This is a genomic window from Nocardia sp. NPDC056000 (assembly GCF_042269265.1).
GTDB lineage: Bacteria > Actinomycetota > Actinomycetes > Mycobacteriales > Mycobacteriaceae > Nocardia.
The window spans coordinates 207664-225145 of record NZ_JBHJXS010000001.1; the positions used below are offsets into that span (position 1 = coordinate 207664).

General features: G+C 68.4%; 18 protein-coding genes. 10 read left to right on the plus strand and 8 right to left on the minus strand.

Translation table 11 applies throughout. The features are described from left to right. Positions 1–76 precede the first annotated feature (76 nt). A complete protein-coding gene (locus ACFC4D_RS01055) occupies positions 77–2026 on the minus strand; it encodes a CocE/NonD family hydrolase (RefSeq protein ID WP_376061124.1) in 1950 nt (649 codons plus the stop codon). 136 nt (positions 2027–2162) lie between these two features. Next, entirely contained in the window at positions 2163–2720 is a 558-nt protein-coding gene (locus ACFC4D_RS01060; RefSeq protein WP_376061125.1) for a sugar O-acetyltransferase, read from the minus strand. A gap of 94 nt (positions 2721–2814) precedes the next feature. Between ACFC4D_RS01060 and ACFC4D_RS01065 the strand changes: the two genes are divergently transcribed. Next, on the plus strand, positions 2815–3165 hold the full coding sequence (locus ACFC4D_RS01065; RefSeq protein ID WP_376061126.1) for an iron chaperone: 351 nt from the start codon (positions 2815–2817) through the stop codon (positions 3163–3165). 6 nt (positions 3166–3171) lie between these two features. Here ACFC4D_RS01065 and ACFC4D_RS01070 read toward each other — a convergent pair whose 3' ends face one another. The 3 genes from ACFC4D_RS01070 to ACFC4D_RS01080 form a co-directional block, all read right to left on the minus strand. After that, positions 3172–5451, minus strand: coding sequence for a DUF4153 domain-containing protein (locus ACFC4D_RS01070; RefSeq protein WP_376061127.1), 2280 nt, complete (start codon positions 5449–5451; stop codon positions 3172–3174). Positions 5452–5792: 341 nt separating this feature from the next. Beyond that, the gene (locus tag ACFC4D_RS01075) at positions 5793–6827 is read right to left on the minus strand and encodes an ATP-binding protein (protein WP_376061128.1); all 1035 of its coding nucleotides are present in this window, start codon (positions 6825–6827) and stop codon (positions 5793–5795) included. Between the two features lie 59 nt (positions 6828–6886). After that, entirely contained in the window at positions 6887–7576 is a 690-nt protein-coding gene (locus ACFC4D_RS01080) for a response regulator (RefSeq protein ID WP_376061129.1), read from the minus strand. A 156-nt stretch (positions 7577–7732) separates the two neighbouring features. On the opposite strand from ACFC4D_RS01080, the gene ACFC4D_RS01085 reads away from it, so the two are divergent. The 5 genes from ACFC4D_RS01085 to ACFC4D_RS01105 all read left to right on the plus strand — a co-directional run bounded on the left by ACFC4D_RS01085 (position 7733) and on the right by ACFC4D_RS01105 (position 11551). Continuing rightward, positions 7733–8284, plus strand: a complete 552-nt coding sequence (locus ACFC4D_RS01085) for a hypothetical protein (RefSeq protein WP_376061130.1) — start codon at positions 7733–7735, stop codon at positions 8282–8284. A gap of 192 nt (positions 8285–8476) precedes the next feature. Continuing rightward, positions 8477–9037 carry a copper chaperone PCu(A)C gene (locus ACFC4D_RS01090; RefSeq protein ID WP_376061131.1) on the plus strand — a complete coding sequence of 187 codons (561 nt, stop codon included), beginning with the start codon at positions 8477–8479 and terminating at the stop codon, positions 9035–9037. Then, positions 9030–10265, plus strand: a complete 1236-nt coding sequence (locus ACFC4D_RS01095; protein WP_376061132.1) for a Dyp-type peroxidase — start codon at positions 9030–9032, stop codon at positions 10263–10265. The genes ACFC4D_RS01090 and ACFC4D_RS01095 overlap by 8 nt, the downstream gene beginning before the upstream one ends. Before the next feature lie 124 nt (positions 10266–10389). Next, positions 10390–11193, plus strand: a complete 804-nt coding sequence (locus ACFC4D_RS01100; protein ID WP_376061133.1) for a methyltransferase domain-containing protein — start codon at positions 10390–10392, stop codon at positions 11191–11193. Positions 11194–11215: 22 nt separating this feature from the next. After that, on the plus strand, positions 11216–11551 hold the full coding sequence (locus ACFC4D_RS01105) for a YnfA family protein (RefSeq protein WP_375967425.1): 336 nt from the start codon (positions 11216–11218) through the stop codon (positions 11549–11551). 114 nt (positions 11552–11665) lie between these two features. Here the strand turns inward: ACFC4D_RS01105 and ACFC4D_RS01110 are convergent, their stop codons facing one another. Next, on the minus strand, positions 11666–12298 hold the full coding sequence (locus ACFC4D_RS01110; protein ID WP_376061134.1) for a TetR/AcrR family transcriptional regulator: 633 nt from the start codon (positions 12296–12298) through the stop codon (positions 11666–11668). A 108-nt stretch (positions 12299–12406) separates the two neighbouring features. On the opposite strand from ACFC4D_RS01110, the gene ACFC4D_RS01115 reads away from it, so the two are divergent. After that, positions 12407–13852, plus strand: coding sequence for an MFS transporter (locus ACFC4D_RS01115; RefSeq protein ID WP_376061135.1), 1446 nt, complete (start codon positions 12407–12409; stop codon positions 13850–13852). Further along, positions 13849–14601 carry an SGNH/GDSL hydrolase family protein gene (locus ACFC4D_RS01120; RefSeq protein WP_376061136.1) on the plus strand — a complete coding sequence of 251 codons (753 nt, stop codon included), beginning with the start codon at positions 13849–13851 and terminating at the stop codon, positions 14599–14601. Before ACFC4D_RS01115 ends, ACFC4D_RS01120 begins: the two co-directional genes overlap by 4 nt. Positions 14602–14686: 85 nt before the next feature. Here the strand turns inward: ACFC4D_RS01120 and ACFC4D_RS01125 are convergent, their stop codons facing one another. After that, positions 14687–15037: a hypothetical protein gene (locus ACFC4D_RS01125; protein WP_375967432.1), complete on the minus strand. Its 351-nt coding sequence runs from the start codon at positions 15035–15037 to the stop codon at positions 14687–14689. Between the two features lie 183 nt (positions 15038–15220). Here ACFC4D_RS01125 and ACFC4D_RS01130 point away from each other — a divergent pair, with 183 nt between their 5' ends. Further along, positions 15221–16210 (plus strand): glycosyltransferase family 9 protein, encoded by a 990-nt coding sequence (locus ACFC4D_RS01130; RefSeq protein ID WP_375967434.1) that lies wholly within the window; start codon positions 15221–15223, stop codon positions 16208–16210. 43 nt (positions 16211–16253) lie between these two features. On the opposite strand, the gene ACFC4D_RS01135 is transcribed toward ACFC4D_RS01130, so the two are convergent. After that, positions 16254–16580 (minus strand): metalloregulator ArsR/SmtB family transcription factor, encoded by a 327-nt coding sequence (locus ACFC4D_RS01135; protein WP_364634117.1) that lies wholly within the window; start codon positions 16578–16580, stop codon positions 16254–16256. A 284-nt stretch (positions 16581–16864) separates the two neighbouring features. Between ACFC4D_RS01135 and ACFC4D_RS01140 the strand changes: the two genes are divergently transcribed. Then, complete coding sequence (locus tag ACFC4D_RS01140; protein WP_376061137.1) at positions 16865–17452, plus strand: M23 family metallopeptidase; 588 nt, start codon at positions 16865–16867, stop codon at positions 17450–17452. Positions 17453–17482 lie beyond the last annotated feature (30 nt).

The window sequence follows — 17482 nt, forward strand, 5'->3', positions numbered from 1 at the left end:
GGCGGCGACGCTACCGAGGGTCGTTTTCAGCCACGAAATACTATTTTGCGCAACGGGTTCCACGGCCCGAAATCGGTTATGCGGAGTCTTCGGCAGGCAGTGTTTCGGCGGGGGCGGCCAGGTAGGTGAGCAGGCCGGGGTGGCGGGGGTCGAGAACGATGGTCTGCTTCTTGATGTGCCGGGTGACCGCGGGGGTGAGGAAGTAGCGGGGCCAGCTGGTGCGGGCTATCGCGATGCGCAGGCGGTGGCCGGTGCGCAGCAGGGCTTCGGTGGGGGTGATATCGATGTCGAGGTCATGTGGCACACCGGGTTTCACCGGGAGGATGGCCTCGACGGTGAGGGGGTGCGCGGGGTGCAGGAGTTCACCGTTGCGGTAGTCGCTGGCGGTGTCGTCGATGGCGCGGCGGGTGGAGCGCAGGGCACCGCGCGCGATGACGGCCGAGGTGCCGTCGGGGGCGACATCGCAGACCGTGACAGCCCAGAAGGCATCGGTGCCGCTCGCCATGACACGCAGGTGCAGGTTCAACGGTCCCGAGAGCACGTGATCGGTGTCGAATGCCTCACCGGTGAAGGTGACGGCGGCGGCTTCGTGGCCGCGGTCATCCACGGCCCAGTGATCGCCGAGCAGGGTGGGCAGGCCCATCAGGATCCAGCTGCTGGTTTGTGAGGCGATGCCGGGGCGCTTGCGGGGCAATGGGATTCGCCCCGGGAGCCGATCGGGTTCGGCGCGCAGCGAGCCGTCCACGGCGGCGTGCGGGGCCGTACCGCTGGATTCGGCGGACAGGTAGCGGCGGTGCACGGTGGCCTGCGGGTGCGGGAAGGCATCGCGGCTTATCCAGCCGCCGCCGAGCTGGCGGACGGTGACGGGTCCGTAGTCGTCTATACCGTTGTCGATGCCTTTGACCCAGCGGTCGAAGAAGGCACATTGCAGTTCGTCGAGGCGTTGCGGGTGGTCGGCGGAGCCGAATCCGGTGCCGGGGCCGACGTGATAGCTGTCCTCGACCACGAGTTGGGCCGCGCCGGGCGGTAATTGGAGGCGCTGATAGAGCGCGGGCGCGGAGCGGACGAAGACGTCATGCCAGCCCGCGTGGATCCAGGTGGCGGCGGCGAAGTTCTCCAGGTTGGGGCGGCGGCCGTCAGCGTCCGCGTCGTAGAAGTGCTGATGGTGCCGATCCGAGAGCAGGGCTCCGGCGATATCGGAGCCCCGGGTGAAGGGGCTGGCGAGCCGATCGCGCAGGAATCGGCCGGTGGCACCGGTTTTCACGAGTCCGGGCACCGAGGGCAGCCATTTCATACCGTTGACGGCGGCGATCCAGGCCAGGTTGAAGGTGGATTGGGTGCCGCCGGTGAGCATGATGTCGCGAGTGGGGTCTTCCGAACCGACCAGTGCGAATACGGCTTTGAGCCCTTCGGGGCGGTGTCCGGCGGTTTGCAGGGCGGTGATGGCGAGGTAGGAGATGCCGGTCATGGCGAGGTCGCCGTCGCACCAGGGTTGGCGGCGCACCCAGTCCAGGACTTCGAGGTGGTCCTGTTGTTCGCGTTCGGACATGAGTTGCAGTCGGCCGGTGGAGGTTCCGGTGCCGCGCACGTCGACCGCGACGTGGACGTAGCCGCGGGAGATGAGGGTTCGATTGGCGCGCACGGCTTCCAGGGCTCCCCCGCCGAGGGCGCGCAGCATTTCCCGGCCGCCCGCACGGCCGTGTGCGGAGGGTGGGACGGCACGGTAGATGAGCGGGCCGAGCGCGGAGACGGCGTTGATGAGCGGGTTGGCCCGGGTCACCAGGGTTTTGTTGTAGGGGCTCAGGGTGATGACCGCGGGCAGGGCGGAGGTGACCGCTTCCCCGTGCCGGTCCGCCGGGCGGGTGATGTCGGCGGAGAGAATCGTGCCGTCGCTCAGGCGGATTCCCACGCCTCGCTCGATCCGGATGCGCGGGTACAGGGCGGGACCGAGCTTGAAGCGCGCGTTGGGCGGCAACGGCGCACCGCTCGCGGGCAGCGCGGACGACAGATTCCGGGGATGCGCCATGGTCGGCTCCTTTGCCGATGCGGCCCGCCACCACGCGAGCATGTTGTCTCAGACAGTAACTCCCGAACGGTGGTGCTGTCACTGGGCCGAACACTCCGAAACACGGCCCGCCACTTGTGCATTCCGCCAAACGCGACTACAGCGCGCGAATCACCCGGGCCGGATTGCCCGCCGCGAAGACCTTCTCCGGCAGGTCGCGGGTCACCACGCTGCCCGCGCCCACCACCGTGTTCGCGCCGATGGTGACTCCCGGGCAGACGATGACGCCGCCGCCCATCCAGACGTTGTCGCCGATGGTGATGGGGGCGGCGGTTTCCCAGCGTTGGCGGCGCAGTTCGTGATCCTCCATGGGGTGCAGGGCGGTCAGCAGTTGGACGCGCGGGCCGATGGAGACATCATCGCCGATGGTGACGGGGGCGCAATCGAGGATGATGGCGTCGTAGTTGAGGAAGCTGTTGGAGCCCAGGCGGATCAGATGCCCGTAATCGCATTGGAAGCGCGGCATGATCCAGGAGCCTTCGCCTATGGACCCGAGCAGTTCGGTCAGCAGGGTGTAGCGCCGCCGGTCCTCCCCCGCTGCCGTGGCATTGAAGGTGTCGAGTAGTTCTTGGCAGTGGCGGCGCTCGGCGATCAGTTCGGGATCGTTATCGCGGTAGAGCTCACCGCGCAGCATGCGGTCTTTGTGTTCACCCACGACATCCATCCCTACCGCAGTCATCGTCCGGGGACCGCGCGGTACGGTCGGACACGACGGAAGCTGTGTCCGAGTGCACTGGCGGAGGTGCGGCGTGGTCGCTTCGAATGTCGACGAATACATCGCGGGATTCCCGGCCGAGACGCGGGAGGTGCTCGAACGGGTGCGGGCGACCATACGGGAGGCGCTGCCCGAAGGCACCGAGGTGATCAGCTATCAGATTCCGGCCATGCGGGTCGACTCGAAGGTCGTGGTGTTCTTCGCCGGGTGGAAGAAGCACATCAGCGTGTACCCGGTGCCCGTCGGGGACGCCGCCTACGCGCGCGCGATCGAGCCGTATCAGACCGGTCGGGGCACGCTGAAGTTCTTGCTGGACAAGCCGATTCCGTATGAGTTGATCGGGCGGACCGCCGCGCTGCTGGAAGCCGAGCGCGGCGGTCACTGAACCGGGTCAGCGCCCTCGCGCGCGGGACAGGTTCCAACTGCGCCAGGAGTCGCGCTCGATGCCCGAGCGGATCATGTCGGCGATCTTGTCGCGCTGCGCGGCGGGCAGGCGGTCCACCGCGGGCAGCGCGTCGGGTGACAGGCCGCTCAGATATTCGCTGTCCAGGCGATGCGAGGACTCCCAGCGGTCGATATTGCGGTCGGCGATGAAGCCTTCCGGATTCACCACCGCCAGCGCCAGCAGGGTGAGCGCGGCCGCGCCGATCGCCGCGCGCGGCACCCACTCCCGCGACAGCCGCACCAGGCTCGCCAGCACCAGGATGTAGATCAGCGCGATCCAGAGTTCGAACACCTCCACCAGCACGCGCAGCACGGTGAAGCCGTACGCCTGCTGATAGGTCCACATGCGATGCAGCGCCGAGGCCACGATCACCATGGTCAGCACGCTCACCGCGGCCACCGCCACGCGCAGCCACAATCGGTCGCTCGGGGTGCGCTGTGCGGCGGTGCGCTGCACGATCGCGATCACCCCGAGGGTGAGCAGGCTGACGATCGACAATTGCCAGAAGCCATTGCGCGCGTATTCGGCGTAGGTGAGATCGGCGGTGCGCTGCACATAGCCGTCTCCGCCGAACAGCACCGCCAGCTGGGTGCCGACGAACACCGCGAACAGTACCGTCAGCGCGCCGAGCGGGAGACCCCATTCGGCTTTGGAGAACCGTCGGACACCTTGCGCGCCAACGGTATCGGGACCGGAGAGCAGGTCATCGAGCACCTCACCGGCCACCGAATCGCCCCGCGCGGCGGGCGGCGGTCCCGCCAGCAGGTAGAGCGCACCCGCCACACCCAGCCCCGCGAGCACGAACAGGAACCCCCACGACCACACATCGGCCGGATCGAGCGAAGGGATCAGACCCGAGACCAATCGCGCGAAGACCGCGTCCGCTCCCGCGAGCAATGGCACGAACACCACCAGCAGTCCGAGCGTGACCAACACCGACCAGCCCGCCCGGCGACTCCCCGCGCGCCGTGCGGACTCTCGCCGCCCCGCCCATCGATACAGCCACGGCAGTGCGGTCAATGCCCCGTACGGGACAGCCAGCACATCGAAGATCGTCCCGTAGGCCGTGCGCCGCCCCACCACCGCGAGCGATGCCGCCATCGCCGCGCCCAGCAGGCACAGCACGAACAACCAGTTCGCCGCCCGGAACGTCCCGACCGCCACCAGCAGTACCGCGAGCAGCACCCACCACATGCGAGCCGACCGCAATACCCGATCCGCCGACCATCCGCCGAGCACGGGCATCCGGCTCCATATCCCGGCGGGCTGCGGCGAGTCTCCGTGCGAGACGCCGGGATTCTCCTGCGACACTCCCCGGTTCGCAGCATCTCCGACACTCTCGCGCGACGCTCCGGAGCTGGCGTGTCCGGAATTCTGTTGCGGCGCAGCAGTGTTCGCGGCACCGCCGGACGCACCCGTCGGATCGACAGCAGCAGCGTTCGTGGCACCGCCGGACGTACCCGTCGCATCGGCACTCGAATCCGGTACCGCGGCGCGCGCCTCCGATGCCGTATTCGGCACCGACTCTCGCGCATCGAGACTCGCCTCCTCCGCGGCCGCCTCTCGCCGTGCCCGGCGATCCACCGCGTACACCGCACCACCGGATGCGAGCACCGCGAACAGCCATCCGATCCCGGGCCGATCCAGCGGCACACACACCGCCGCGGCCACGCCCGCCCCCGCAATGGCGGTGAACGTCCCGCGAGGCATCGGAATCACCGCGGACCTGGGCGGCCGCTGCACCGGTGGAACACGTCGCGGATACAACAGCGCCTCGGTTCCCGACATACCCCACGACGCTCCCGGAGCAGCACCCATCTCACCCGCCACAGGAATCCGCCATCCCGGCGCGGCGGCCGCCGCATCCCAATAGGTCCCCGGATCCGCCGTAGAAACGGCACCCGGGCCCGCATTGTGCGACGGCCGACCCCACGCGGCCGCGTCCCCTTGCGCAAACCCCTTCGAGCCTGCGGACACGAAATCGGAGACGGGCGCGACCGGATCCGGCGCGGTGGGCACGGGATCCGGGGTCGGCACGGCGGACGGTTCGGGCCGAGCCCAGTTCGAGTTCACCGGCGGTGCACCAGCATTGGAAGGCCGCGCATCGGTGCCACCGCCCGCGCCCTCCCGGTCGCCCTCGGTGGGTACGGCCTCGAGAACCGCTCCTGCGGCTGCCTCGGCACCGGAGTCCGGGGTGGCCGGATCGGCGTCTGCCGGTTCACTCATGTCACCGATGCTCTGTGGTTCAGGGTGCTCCGCTGACGGAACATCGGCAGGGGCATCGGAATTCGCGCCAGATGACTCGGCATTCGCGCCAGATGACGCGAATGGGGCGGTGGCGGGAGGCGCAGATGCGGCGGTGTTGGCAGACGCGGGTGGAGTGTCGGCGGGATCCGGGGTGGGGTCGGCGGGGGTGGGTTTGTCTGGCATTCGGGTGCCTCCGATGGGCGTGCGGTACCCGCCCGGGCACCGTGGGTGATCCGGGTGGGTGGTGAATGGAGTTGGGTGGAAACGGTGTACGGGTGGATCGGATGGGCGCGGCCGGAGGTGCCGGGTGGCGCGGTGGGTCAGGGGTTGGGGAGGGTGAGGCGGATGCGGGAGCCGGGGGCGGCGACGGCGATGGTGCCGCCGTGCAGTTCGACTATCCAGCGGGCAATGGCCAGGCCCAGGCCGGTGCCGCCGCCGTTGGTGCGCCCGCCGCGGGTGAAGCGTTCGAAGGCGCGGGCGCGGTCGGCGGGCGGGATGCCCGGGCCGTCGTCCTCGACCTCGATGACGGTGTGATCGCGCAGGGCGTGGGCGGTGACGCGGACCTCGCCGTGGGCCGGGCCGTGCCGGGTGGCGTTGTCCAGCAGGTTGAGCAGGACCTGGTGCAGGCGGGCGCGATCGGCGTGCACGGTGAGCCCTGGGGTGGCGGCGATGGTGAAACGGACGGGACGGTCTACCGCGGCGGCCATGACCTCGGCTTCGGCGACAACGTCTTTCAACAGCGGCTCGAGGGGTAGCGCTTCGCGATCCAGGGAGACCGCGCCCGCTTCCACGCTGGACAGCGCGAGCAGTTCGGTGACCAGCAGGCTCAGGCGTTCGGTCTGGGCCAGGGCGGTACGCAGGGTCTCCGGATCCGGTTCGGCGACCCCGTCCACCAGGTTCTCCAGCACCACACCCAAAGCCGTTATGGGAGTGCGCAATTCATGTGAGACATTGGCGATGAAATCGCGACGCTGCTGATCGGCGGCGGCCAGATCGGCGGCCATCTGATTGAACGCCTCCGCCAGCTGCCCCACCTCATCGCGGGAGGTCGCGCGCACCCGGCGCGAATAGTCGCCCTGCGCCATGCGTTTGGCGGCCGCGGTCATCTGCCGCAGCGGCAGCGTCATCCCGTGCGCGAGCACCTGGGACAGCACCAGCGCCAGCAGCATGGAGGCCACCGTGGTCTTGGGTGGCAGCCAGCCGATGCGCAGTGCGAAGAATGCGAACGCCACCGCGCCCGAGCACACCATCACGATGGCGAGTTTGAGTTTGATCGAGCGCATGCGATCCAGTGGCCGCGGTAATCGCGCCGATAACCAGTCCGCGCGCTCACGCATGGTCGTGCCGCTGTCCATCACACCTCCCCCTGTTCGCGCGGCGTCTACCGCCGCACCGCGCACCCCCCGTGCCCGGATCATCGTGCCTCGAGCGCGTAACCGACGCCGTGCACGGTACGAATCAGATCCGAGCCGAGCTTGCGGCGCAAGGCTTTTATGTGACTGTCCACCGCGCGGGTCCCGGACGCGTCGGGCCAACCCCAGATTTCCGAGAGCAGCCGATCGCGGGCCAGCACCGCGCGCGGGCGGCGCGCCAGATGCACGAGCAGCTCGAATTCCAGTGGTGTGAGCTGGGTTTCGGCCTCGGCCCGCCAGACCCGGCGCTGATCGGTGTCGATGCGCAGATCACCGACGACGATGGTGGCCCCCGGGGTGGCGGTGCGCTCCACCCGGCGCAGCAGGGCATGAATGCGCGCGGTGAGCACGCGCAGCGAGAACGGTTTGGTGAGATAGTCGTCCGCGCCCACCCCGAGCCCGATCAGCACGTCGGTCTCATCGGTGCGGGCGGTGAGCATGAGCACCGGCACGGGTCGATGCGCCTGAATCCGACGGCACACCTCGAGCCCGTCGAAGCCGGGCAGCATCACATCGAGCACCACCAGATCCGGCAGCAGCGATTCCGCGGCGGCCACCGCGGCCGGACCGTCATGCGCCAGCTCCACGGCGAACCCCTCGGCGCGCAGCCGGGCCGCGATCGATTCGGCGATGGTCGGCTCATCCTCGACCACGAGAATCCGCCGCGCACTGCCCTGCTGGATCGATTCCATGGAGGTGACATTAGGCAGTGCGCGTGGAGATGGTTCGCGCCGCTTGTGAAGATCCTGTGGAGACCCCCGTCACGGGCCGCGCGAGCGGGGCGAACCGGGCATCGGAAAGTCCGGCCTGGACACCGGTTCTGATACGACCGGTCGTAGTATGACCGGGTGCACTCACCGACGGATCACACCGCGCGCCTGCGCGGCGCTGCCGTCGGGGCCGCCTCGGGAGCCGTCGCCATCTTCGCGCACGGACTCGGCGGCGGGACCACCGCGCCCGAAGGATCCGCGCTGGCACTGCTGTTCGCGGCGTGCGCGCTGATCGGGGTGATCGTGGCCTCGGTGCGACCGCGCTACGGGCTCACCTCGCTGATGGGGATGCTGGCCGCCGGGCAGGGAATCGGGCATATCGCGCTGTCGATGTCGCCCGGGCATCACCATCACGCGGCGTCTCCGAGCATGCTGGCCGCGCATCTGATCGCGATCCCGGTCGGGGCCATGGCGATTCGCGCCGCCGAAGCCGGTATGCGGCGCGCGATCACCAGTGTGCGGCGATTCATTCTCACCCTCGGTCTCGCACCCGTTCCGGCGGAGCGGACCGCACGCACCACCTCCACGGATGAGCGAGCCACTGTCCGGCTGCTGCTGGTGAGTCCCGGAATCGCGCGGCGCGGGCCACCCGTGCGGGCGCGTCTTCTCTCTCACCTCGCCCCGGCGTAGCAGCATTCTTCGCGGGCGCATCGTGCGGTGTTCCGGCATCGTGCGCCTGCGCACCCCGCAGCACCCGCCCAGGGATAGCCGACCGTCGTTCCGACCGTTCGCGCCCCGGGTAGGCCGTTCGCACAACCGCTTTCGGTGTTCGCACGTTTCGGGTCGAATCTTCCGCCGCTTTCTCATCGAACGGAGTATTTGGTGTCCGTATCTGTCGCAGGCCGCGCGCCGCGTATCGCCCGCCGCCTCACCGCCATCGCCGCCATCTCGGCCCTGGCCGTTTTCCCCGTCGCCTGTTCCTCCGATTCCGGATCGAGCACCTCCACCGGTAAGGCCGCGGACAAGGTGACCATCAAGGATCAGTGGATCAAGGCCGCGGACAGCGGTATGTCCGCCGCGTTCGGCACGCTCGAGAATTCGAGTGATCAGCCCGTCCAGCTGGTCGCCGCGTCCAGTCCGGCCTCGGCGCGGGTGGAGATCCACGAAGTCGTCGCCGATGCCGCCGGTGGCGATAAGACCATGCGCCCCAAGGAAGGCGGGCTCGCCATCCCCGCGCACGGATCGGCCACGCTCAAGCCGGGCGCGGAGCATCTGATGTTCATGGATTTGAAGCAGCCGCTGCGCACCGGTTCGGAAACCGCCATCACCCTGGTGTTCTCCGATGGCTCCAGCACCACCGTCACCGCGCAGGTGCGTGATTTCGCCGGCGGTAAGGAGAATTACGCACCCGCCTCCGGCGACAACTCCGCGCACGGTGGCTGAGCGGGCACAGCCGCCGCACCCGTCCCGCGTGACCCGGCGGCGTTTACTCGGCGGCGGGGCCGCGGTGGCGGGTGTCGCGGGCGCGGCCGGCATCGGCTGGGGCGCGGCCTCGGCCACCCATCGCGAACACGATCGCGATCCCGGACTCGAGACGGTGCCGTTCCACGGACCGCATCAGGCCGGAATCGCCACGGACGCACCGGCTTCGGCGGCGTTCGTGGGCTTCGACCTGAACCCGGGGCTCGATCGCGAGGACATTATCGGACTGCTCAAGATCTGGACCGATGACGCGGCCCGGCTCACCCAGGGCATTCCGGCGCTCGCCGATACCGAACCGGAATTGGCGCAGCGCCCGGCGCGGCTGACCGTGACGGTCGGCTTCGGGCCGGAACTGTTCACCGTGGCCGGACTCGACGCCGAACGACCGGCCTGGCTGAAACAGTTGCCGCCGTTCAAGATCGACCAATTGGATCCGGCGTACACCGGCGCGGACCTGCTGTTGCAGATCTGCGCCGATGAGCCGACCACGGTCGCGCACGCGGTGCGGGTGCTGTCCAAACATGTGAAATCGCTGGTGCGGGTGCGCTGGGTGCAGCGCGGCTTCCGCAACGCCCCCAAGGGGCAGACCATGCGCAATCTCATGGGCCAGGTGGACGGGACGGTCAATATCGCCCCGGGCACAGTCGATTTCGATCGGCTCATCTGGGATGACGGGGCCGCGCGGCCGTGGCTGGCGGGCGGCACCTCCCTGGTACTGCGCCGCATCGCCATGAAGCTCGACACCTGGGATGAACTCGATGCCGACGGGCGGGCCATCACCATGGGGCGGCGCGACAGCAACGGCGCACCGCTCACGGGCTCGACCGAATTCGACGAACCCGATTTCGCCAAGGTGGACCAGTACGGCATTCCGGTGATCCCGCCGTCCTCGCATATCGCTCGCGCGCATCACGCGCACGACACCGAGCGATTCCTGCGCCGCGGCTACAACTACGACGACGCACCCGCCCCCGGGCAGGTGTCGAATTCGGGGTTGTTGTTCGCGGCCTTCCAGCGCGATGTCGACGCCCAGTATCTGCCGGTACAGGCCCGCCTCGCGGAGTTCGACGCCCTGAACCAATGGACCACACCCGTCGGTTCGGCCGTCTTCGTCATCCCACCCGGCGTACCCGCACCGGGCGGATACCTCGGCCAGCAACTCTTCGACGCCGCCGCGCGGCAACGCTGACCCGATCGGCCGGACCGCGCTGAGGGGCGGTCCGGCCGAATGGTCAGCATCCGATTGGCAATCGCGAATCGAGGACGCGGCGTACGCTCGGCTGACCAGCAATACCGTGCCGGAAGGTCGCGTCATGTCAGCCGATGACAGTGTGTTCACGGGGGTCGTGGCGAAGTTCTACGAGACCTATCTGGTGCCATTGATATTCGAGCCCTACGCAGTGCCCGCCGTGCGCCTGCTTTCCGCACCGGATATCTCCGAGGTATTGGAGATCGCGGCGGGCACCGGTGTGGTCACCCGGGCGCTGGCACGCGAATTGGCGGCCGGAACAGCCATTGTGGCAACCGATCTCAATCAGGCCATGCTGGATCAGGCCGCGGCGATCGGCACCGCGCGACCGGTCCGATGGCAGCGGGCCGATGCCCAGGAACTCCCCTTTCCGGATGCGAGTTTCGATGCGGTCGTGTGCCAATTCGGTGCGATGTTCTTTCCCGACCGGACCGGGGCGTACGCCGAAGCGCGCCGGGTACTGCGGCCGGGCGGACAGTTCGTCTTCAGCACCTGGGATCGCATCGAGGTCAATGAATTCGCCGATACGGTCATCACCGCGATGGCGTCGCTATTCCCGGAGGATCCACCGCGATTCCTCGCACGCACACCGCACGGGTATCACGAAATATCCGCCATCAGCGCGGATTTGGCGCGAGCGGGATTCACCGATCCGCGCATCGGCACGGTCACCGCGCGCAGTCGGGCCGAATCGGCACGCATTCCGGCCCTGGCCTACTGTCACGGCACTCCGCTGCGCGATGAGATCGAAGCCCGGGGCGATCTCGATGCCGCGACCGCGGCGGCCGAGCGCGCGTTGACCGAGCGATTCGGGACCGGTGCGGTGGACGGGATGATCCGGGCGCATCTCATCAGCGTTGGCCGGTAATTCGCTGATCTAGGGTGAGCGCATGACCGTGTTGCGTTCGATCGCGCTGTTCGCACTGGCCGCCGTCGCCGAAATCGGTGGGGCCTGGCTCATTTGGCAGGGGGTGCGTGAGCATCGCGGGTGGGCGTGGATGGGGGCGGGGGTTATCGCGCTGGGGTGCTACGGGTTTGTGGCGACGCTGCAACCGGATGCGAATTTCGGGCGGATTCTGGCGGCCTACGGCGGAGTGTTCGTGGCCGGATCACTGCTGTGGGCCATGGTTTTGGATGGGTTCCGGCCGGATCGATGGGATGTGATCGGCGCGCTGGTGTGCCTGGTGGGTGTCGCGGTCATCATGTATGCGCCACGCTCCACGTGAAACAACCGTTGACCTGCGCGCATTCGTGCATTTCGTGCAAAATCGCAGTCCGCGAAGGACATTCGAGTGCGCGCCGGTCAGCGCGATATCGACGACCGTTTCACGCGAATGCGTTCAGCGCGTTGACGATCCGATGAGCAGATCGATGAGGGTGCGCGCGGTCGGAATCGCGGAGTCGTCGCCGAGCCGGGCGGCGGTATTGGCCGCGGACACCAGCGCGTCGAACTGGAAGGCGAGAGCGTGCGGATCATGCCCGAGCGCGTAGCCCTGCTCCTGCGCGCGGCCGATCTCCTTCTCCAACAGGGCGAACCAGTCCGCGCGATCGGCGGCGAGCGCATCGCGCACCGGGCCCGGGCGACTGTCGAATTCCGAGAGTCCCGCTACCCGGAAGCAACCGCCGGGCAGGACCGGTTCACCGATATAGACGAACCAGTTGTCCAATAGCGCGCGCAGGCGGTCGATACCCCCGGGGACCGCGAGCGCGGACCGCACCACGTGGTCGATGAATACCTCGCGGGCGGATTCGACGGCGGCCAGTTGCAGATTCTCCTTGGTGCCGAACAGCGTCGCCACCCCACTCTTGCTCACCCCGAGATCGGTGGCGAGCCGCCCGAGACTCAACCCGGTCAGCCCCTCCACGGAGGCGACATCGGCGGCATGCCGGGCGATGGAGGCGCGGGCGCGCGCCCCCTTCAGCAGGCGCTGATCGGAAATCTGCTGTTCAGCGGGGTGCACGGGCTCATCCATTCTTCCAGTCTCGCACTAACTCTTGCTTAAACGCACGATCGGTCGTACTTTTCAACAATACGAACGATCGTGCGTACAGTTTTCATCCCGCCTCTCGGAAGCACTCCCATGACAGAGACCTCCGCGCGACACTCCCCCGCGCCACCGGAACCCGGCCGATCCCCGTCACCCGCCGGCACCACCGCACCCGCCGACCGCTCCAGCCGCCGCGCCCTACTCGTGGCCTGCGGTGCGGCTTTCATTGCCTTCCTCGACCTTTCGGTCGTGAACATCGCCTTCCCCGCGATCGGACGCGACTATCCCGGCACCGCACCGGCCACCCTCACCTGGGTCGTCAGCGGCTACGCGGTCGCCTTCGCCGCACTGCTCACCCCCGCCGGACGACTCGCCGATTCCCTCGGCCGCGGCCGCGTATTCCTCGGCGCGCTGGCCGGATTCGCACTCACCTCCCTACTGTGCGCACTCGCACCCGGTGCCGAATGGCTCATCACCGGACGCTTCCTGCAGGGCGCGGCCGCGGCTTTCCTCATTCCCGCCGGATTGGGATTGGTGCTCAGCGCCACCCCGCCCGCCCGCATCGGCATGGCCATGGCGGCCTGGACCGCCGCGGGCGGATTCGCCGCCACCGTCGGACCCGCGGTCGGCGGTGCGCTCGTGGACTGGTTCGGCTGGCGTTCGGTCTTCGTCATCAATGTGCCGATCGCGCTGGCGCTCATCGCCTTTGGACTGACACTCACCACGAACGAAGAACGTCACCGTGACGGGCTGCCCGATCTGCTCGGCACCGCCGCCACCGGACTCGGTATCGGCGCGGTCGTCGCCGCGGTCACCCAGGGCCAGCAGTGGGGCTGGGCCGATGCGCGCACCCTGGCCGCCGGAATCGGCGGACTCGTCCTGCTGGGTGTGGCGCTATGGCGGTCCCGACGGCATCCGCGCCCGGCCATCGCCGTGACACTGTGGCGCAGTCACCGCTACGCGCTCGTCAACGCCGTCGCGTTCGTCTTCGGCGCGGCCATGTTCGCCTGGCTGCTGGCCGGACCGCTCTGGCTGGACAGCATCTGGCACTACTCGGTGCTCAAATCCGCCGGGGTCATGACGGTCGGGGCCATCGCCTCGATGGTGACGGCCGTGATCGCCGGGCGCGCACCCGAATCCACCCAGCGCTGGCTGGGCGTACTCGGCGCGGTGCTGTTCGCCGCGTCCGCGTTCTACATGTGCACCGATATCTTCGATGCCACGCCCGAACTCTGGAAGGGCTGGATACCCGCCGGAATCCTGGGCGGCGGCGGAGTCGGCATGGTCATCACGGTGCTGGGCACCGCCGCCGCGAGATCGCTACCGCCGCAACGCTTCGCGGCCGGGGTCGGCATGAATCTGACCGCCCGCCAATCCGGCGGCGCACTCGGGGTAGCGGTACTGGCCGCCATCTTCGCCGCCCGGCCGGACGATCCGATCGCCGCCTTCCACACCCTGTTCGCGGTCTGCGGGGTCATCGCCCTGATCGCCGCCGCGCTCGCCGCCCTGCCCGCCCGCACCGAGGAAGTGAACCTGTGAGCGCCAACGATATTCGCAGCGTGGACACCGATATTCGTCGCGTGCGTGACGACAATCGCGGCGTCGATACCCTCACCCCGCGCACTCTGATCGGGCTCGACGATCCCTATCTGCTCACCGATCCCACCGCGCGCGAATTGTTCGCTGGCGTTCCGTGGCGGCGGTTCGCGGTCATCGGCGACTCCACCGCGGCGGGCACCGGCGATCCGTCCCCGGGCCACGAGAACCTGTCCTGGGCCGATCGTCTGGCGCGGTGGTTCCGGTCCGCGCATCCCGACACCGAGTACCTCAATACCGGGCGGGTGGGCGCGACCATTCCCGAAGTCCGCGCCGAACAGCTCGGCGCGCTGCGCGCCTTCCGCCCGGATCTGGTGCACATCACCTGCGGCGGCAATGACCTCATGCGCCGCGACGGTGATGTCGGCGCGGTCGAACGCGATCTCGACGCACTGTGCGCCGAGGCCGCCGCGACCGGTGCGCGCCTGTCGATGTTCACCCTGGCTGACGCGTTCACCGGGCCATTGCGCCCGCTGCGGCCGCGTTTCGCCGGGTTCGCCGAAAGTGTGCGGCGGGTGGCGGCCCGCCATGACGCCATCCTCACCGAGTTCTGGCGGCATCCCGCCCGGCTGCGCCAGGACTGGCTCAGCGCCGACAGCATTCACCTGACCATGGCCGGTCAGGCCGTCGTCGCCGCCGAACTGGCGAAATCCTTTGCCCGCCACGCCGACTCGAGGCACGGCGGCGAATAGGTCATCGCGCGGGCGTCATCGGAGGGCCCGCGTCATATCGAAGAGCCCCGGCCACCGCGCAATTCGGCGCCGGGGCACTTCGGCGTCAGTGCCAGAGCGCGGCGATGAAGACGTTCAGAATCGCCAGCCCACCCGCGGCATGGGTCATCCACGGCACCGCCTTACCGCGCTTGGCATCGGCGCGGCCCATCTCCGCGAACGCCGCGACCAGAACGGCCACAACGAGTTTGGTGATGATCTTCGGCATATTCGGATCCTTGCCGAGCGAATCGATCGACTCGGCCAGTCCGACCAGGATCACGCCGGTGATGAGCTGGGCGCGCGCACCCCACACCATCAATTCCGATACTCGGGGCTGCGCGGCGACATATCCGCCGACCACCGCCGCCATCCCGAGCAGATGGGACACAACCACCAGGTTGTAGACAACGTCCATGGCTGTACACGCTAATGGATCGGCTCGCGTCAACGACAGCCGGTAGTACCGAAAAGCGCCTGCTGATCGGGTACGGCACAGGTTTTACCACCCCGTCGGCCGGGTAGTCCTCCTCCAGTGGCTCTCCGTGCTGTACCGGGAGGGCCCTCAATGTGTGAGCAGTGACGCTTAGGGAGAACGCAGGTGGCGGTTGTACTCGTGCTGCGGGCACGCGGACTGGGTGATCTACTCACCGCGGTCCCCGCATTGCGCGCACTACGCCGGGCCCGGCCCGAAGACCACATCGCACTGGCCGCACCCCATCGACTCAAACCCATCGTCGACCTCATCGCCTCCATCGACGAAATGATCCCGACCGCCGATCCCGCCGGAATCCGCTGGGACGGAGCGCCGCCCGCACTCGCGGTGAACTTGGACGGAGCGGGCGCGGACAGTATCACCGAGGTGACCCGCGTACACGCCGATCGCGTACTGACCTATCGGAACCCGGCCTTCCCGGAGGTGGCCGGACCCGACTGGCAGATCGATATGCACGATGTGGACCGCTGGTGCCATCTGCTCGAATCCGCGGGGATCAGCGCCGATCGCCGCAATCTCGGACTGGTGCCGCCGGTGGCGGGCACCAGCCATCGCGATTGCGTGGTCGTGCACATCGGCGCTGGAGCCGCCGCGCGGCGCTGGCCACCGGATCGATTCGCGGCCGTGGTGCGGCATCTGCTGGTGCAGGATCGCGATGTGGTGCTCACCGGCGATGAGACCGAACGCGATATTGCCCTCGGGGTGGCGGCGCGCGCCGGACTGCCCATCACCCATGTGCTCGCGGGCCAGCAGAATCTCATCGAACTCGCCGCGACGGTCGCCGAGGCCGCGCTGGTGGTGTGCGGGGATACCGGAGTCGCCCATCTGGCAACGGCTTTCGGCACCCGCACGGTACTGCTGTTCGGGCCGACACCGCCCAGTCGCAGTGGACCGCCGCCGCATCTGCTGGGCAGGCATGCGGTGCTGTGGGCCGGACAGGTCGGCGATCCGGACGCAGCCACCATCGATCCCGGACTGTTGAAGATCAATGTGCCCGAGGTCGTCAACGCCATCGACAAGCAACTGCGCAAACGGCCGTGGCCCGGCACCGGACTGGATCGGCGGGCGCAGCAGGCCTATCGGCGCGTGGGCTGAGCGCTCCCCTTATAAGGGGAGCGCTTCTATATAGGGAAGCGAATCAGGTGTCCGCGATATCGGCGCGCGCACTGGACAGCGCCGCCGAATACGCCGCGATGGCACTGGGCCAGAACTGTTCGAGATAGTCGCGGGCATCGGCCAGACCGCGCGGGTCCAGGGTGTACAGGCGGCGCGTGCCCTCGGGCTGTGCCATCACCAACCGGGCCTCGCGCAGCACCTTGAGATGTTGAGATACCGCCGAGCTACTGACCCCGACCAGGTCGGCGAGCTCACCGACCGATCTCGGCCCCTGCGGCAGCGCCTCGAAGACCGCGCGCCGGGTAGGGTCGGCCAGTGCGCTGAGCACTCTCACTCCATTAGCGGGCACTTAAATAGAGTGCCCGGCGAAGTTGATCAGGTCAATACACGCTGAAACGCCCGATACCGAGGTCATAACGAAATTACCGCCGTGTCGTTATCTACTCGTGACAATCGACCTGGCGTTTTGTACCAACGTGACGGTGGTAACAGGGTTTGTGGACCGGTTATTACCTCCCATACGTTCGATGCATGCCCGTAACCGTTCCGTTATCTCGAAGCCTCATGAGGGCCAGCCGGTACCGGACGGCCGCAACTCGTGCAGTGGCCGTCTCCGCAGTCGTCTGTGCCTCCGTGAGTGCGCTGGCCGCCGCAGACCCGAACACCGATACCCCGGACAGCAATGCCTCGGTTATCGCCGCTGCCGCCCCGCAGGACGCGAAGTTCACCGCCTTCACCCCGTACGAAGCCCAGATGCCGCAGTTCGTGCCGCCGGAGGTCACCGACTTCCTGCGCAACCTCGGCGTCGAGCAGGCCCGTCCCAAGACCGTCCGTCCCGTGGCAGGTCCGCTGACCTCCGGGTTCGGGGTGCGCTGGGGTGCCATGCACGCCGGTATCGACTTCGGCGACGGCTTCGGCTCGCCGATTCGCGCCGTCACCGACGGCACCGTCATCGAGGCGGGCCCCGCGTCCGGTTTCGGCCTGTGGGTGCGGGTGCAGCAGGACGACGGCACCATCGGCGTCTACGGCCATATGCAGGACATCCTGGTGAATGTCGGCCAGCAGGTGCGCGCGGGCGATGAGATCGCCACCGTCGGCAGCCGCGGCTACTCCACCGGACCGCATCTGCACTACGAGGTGCACACCTCCCCGGGCGCTGCCATCGATCCGCTGCCCTGGCTCGCCGGCCGCGGCATGGACGTCGGCACCGCGACCGACTGAGCGGCACAGCGAAATAGCAACGCCGAGAAT

Coding starts and splice junctions, on each gene's coding strand:
- ACFC4D_RS01055 (WP_376061124.1), bottom strand. CDS start 2,026: ATGGCGCATCCCCGGAATCTGTCGTCCGCGCTGCCCGCGAGCGGTGCG.
- ACFC4D_RS01070 (WP_376061127.1), bottom strand. CDS start 5,451: ATGAGTGAACCGGCAGACGCCGATCCGGCCACCCCGGACTCCGGTGCC.
- ACFC4D_RS01075 (WP_376061128.1), bottom strand. CDS start 6,827: ATGGACAGCGGCACGACCATGCGTGAGCGCGCGGACTGGTTATCGGCG.
- ACFC4D_RS01080 (WP_376061129.1), bottom strand. CDS start 7,576: ATGGAATCGATCCAGCAGGGCAGTGCGCGGCGGATTCTCGTGGTCGAG.
- ACFC4D_RS01100 (WP_376061133.1), top strand. CDS start 10,390: ATGTCAGCCGATGACAGTGTGTTCACGGGGGTCGTGGCGAAGTTCTAC.
- ACFC4D_RS01105 (WP_375967425.1), top strand. CDS start 11,216: ATGACCGTGTTGCGTTCGATCGCGCTGTTCGCACTGGCCGCCGTCGCC.
- ACFC4D_RS01110 (WP_376061134.1), bottom strand. CDS start 12,298: ATGGATGAGCCCGTGCACCCCGCTGAACAGCAGATTTCCGATCAGCGC.
- ACFC4D_RS01115 (WP_376061135.1), top strand. CDS start 12,407: ATGACAGAGACCTCCGCGCGACACTCCCCCGCGCCACCGGAACCCGGC.
- ACFC4D_RS01125 (WP_375967432.1), bottom strand. CDS start 15,037: ATGGACGTTGTCTACAACCTGGTGGTTGTGTCCCATCTGCTCGGGATG.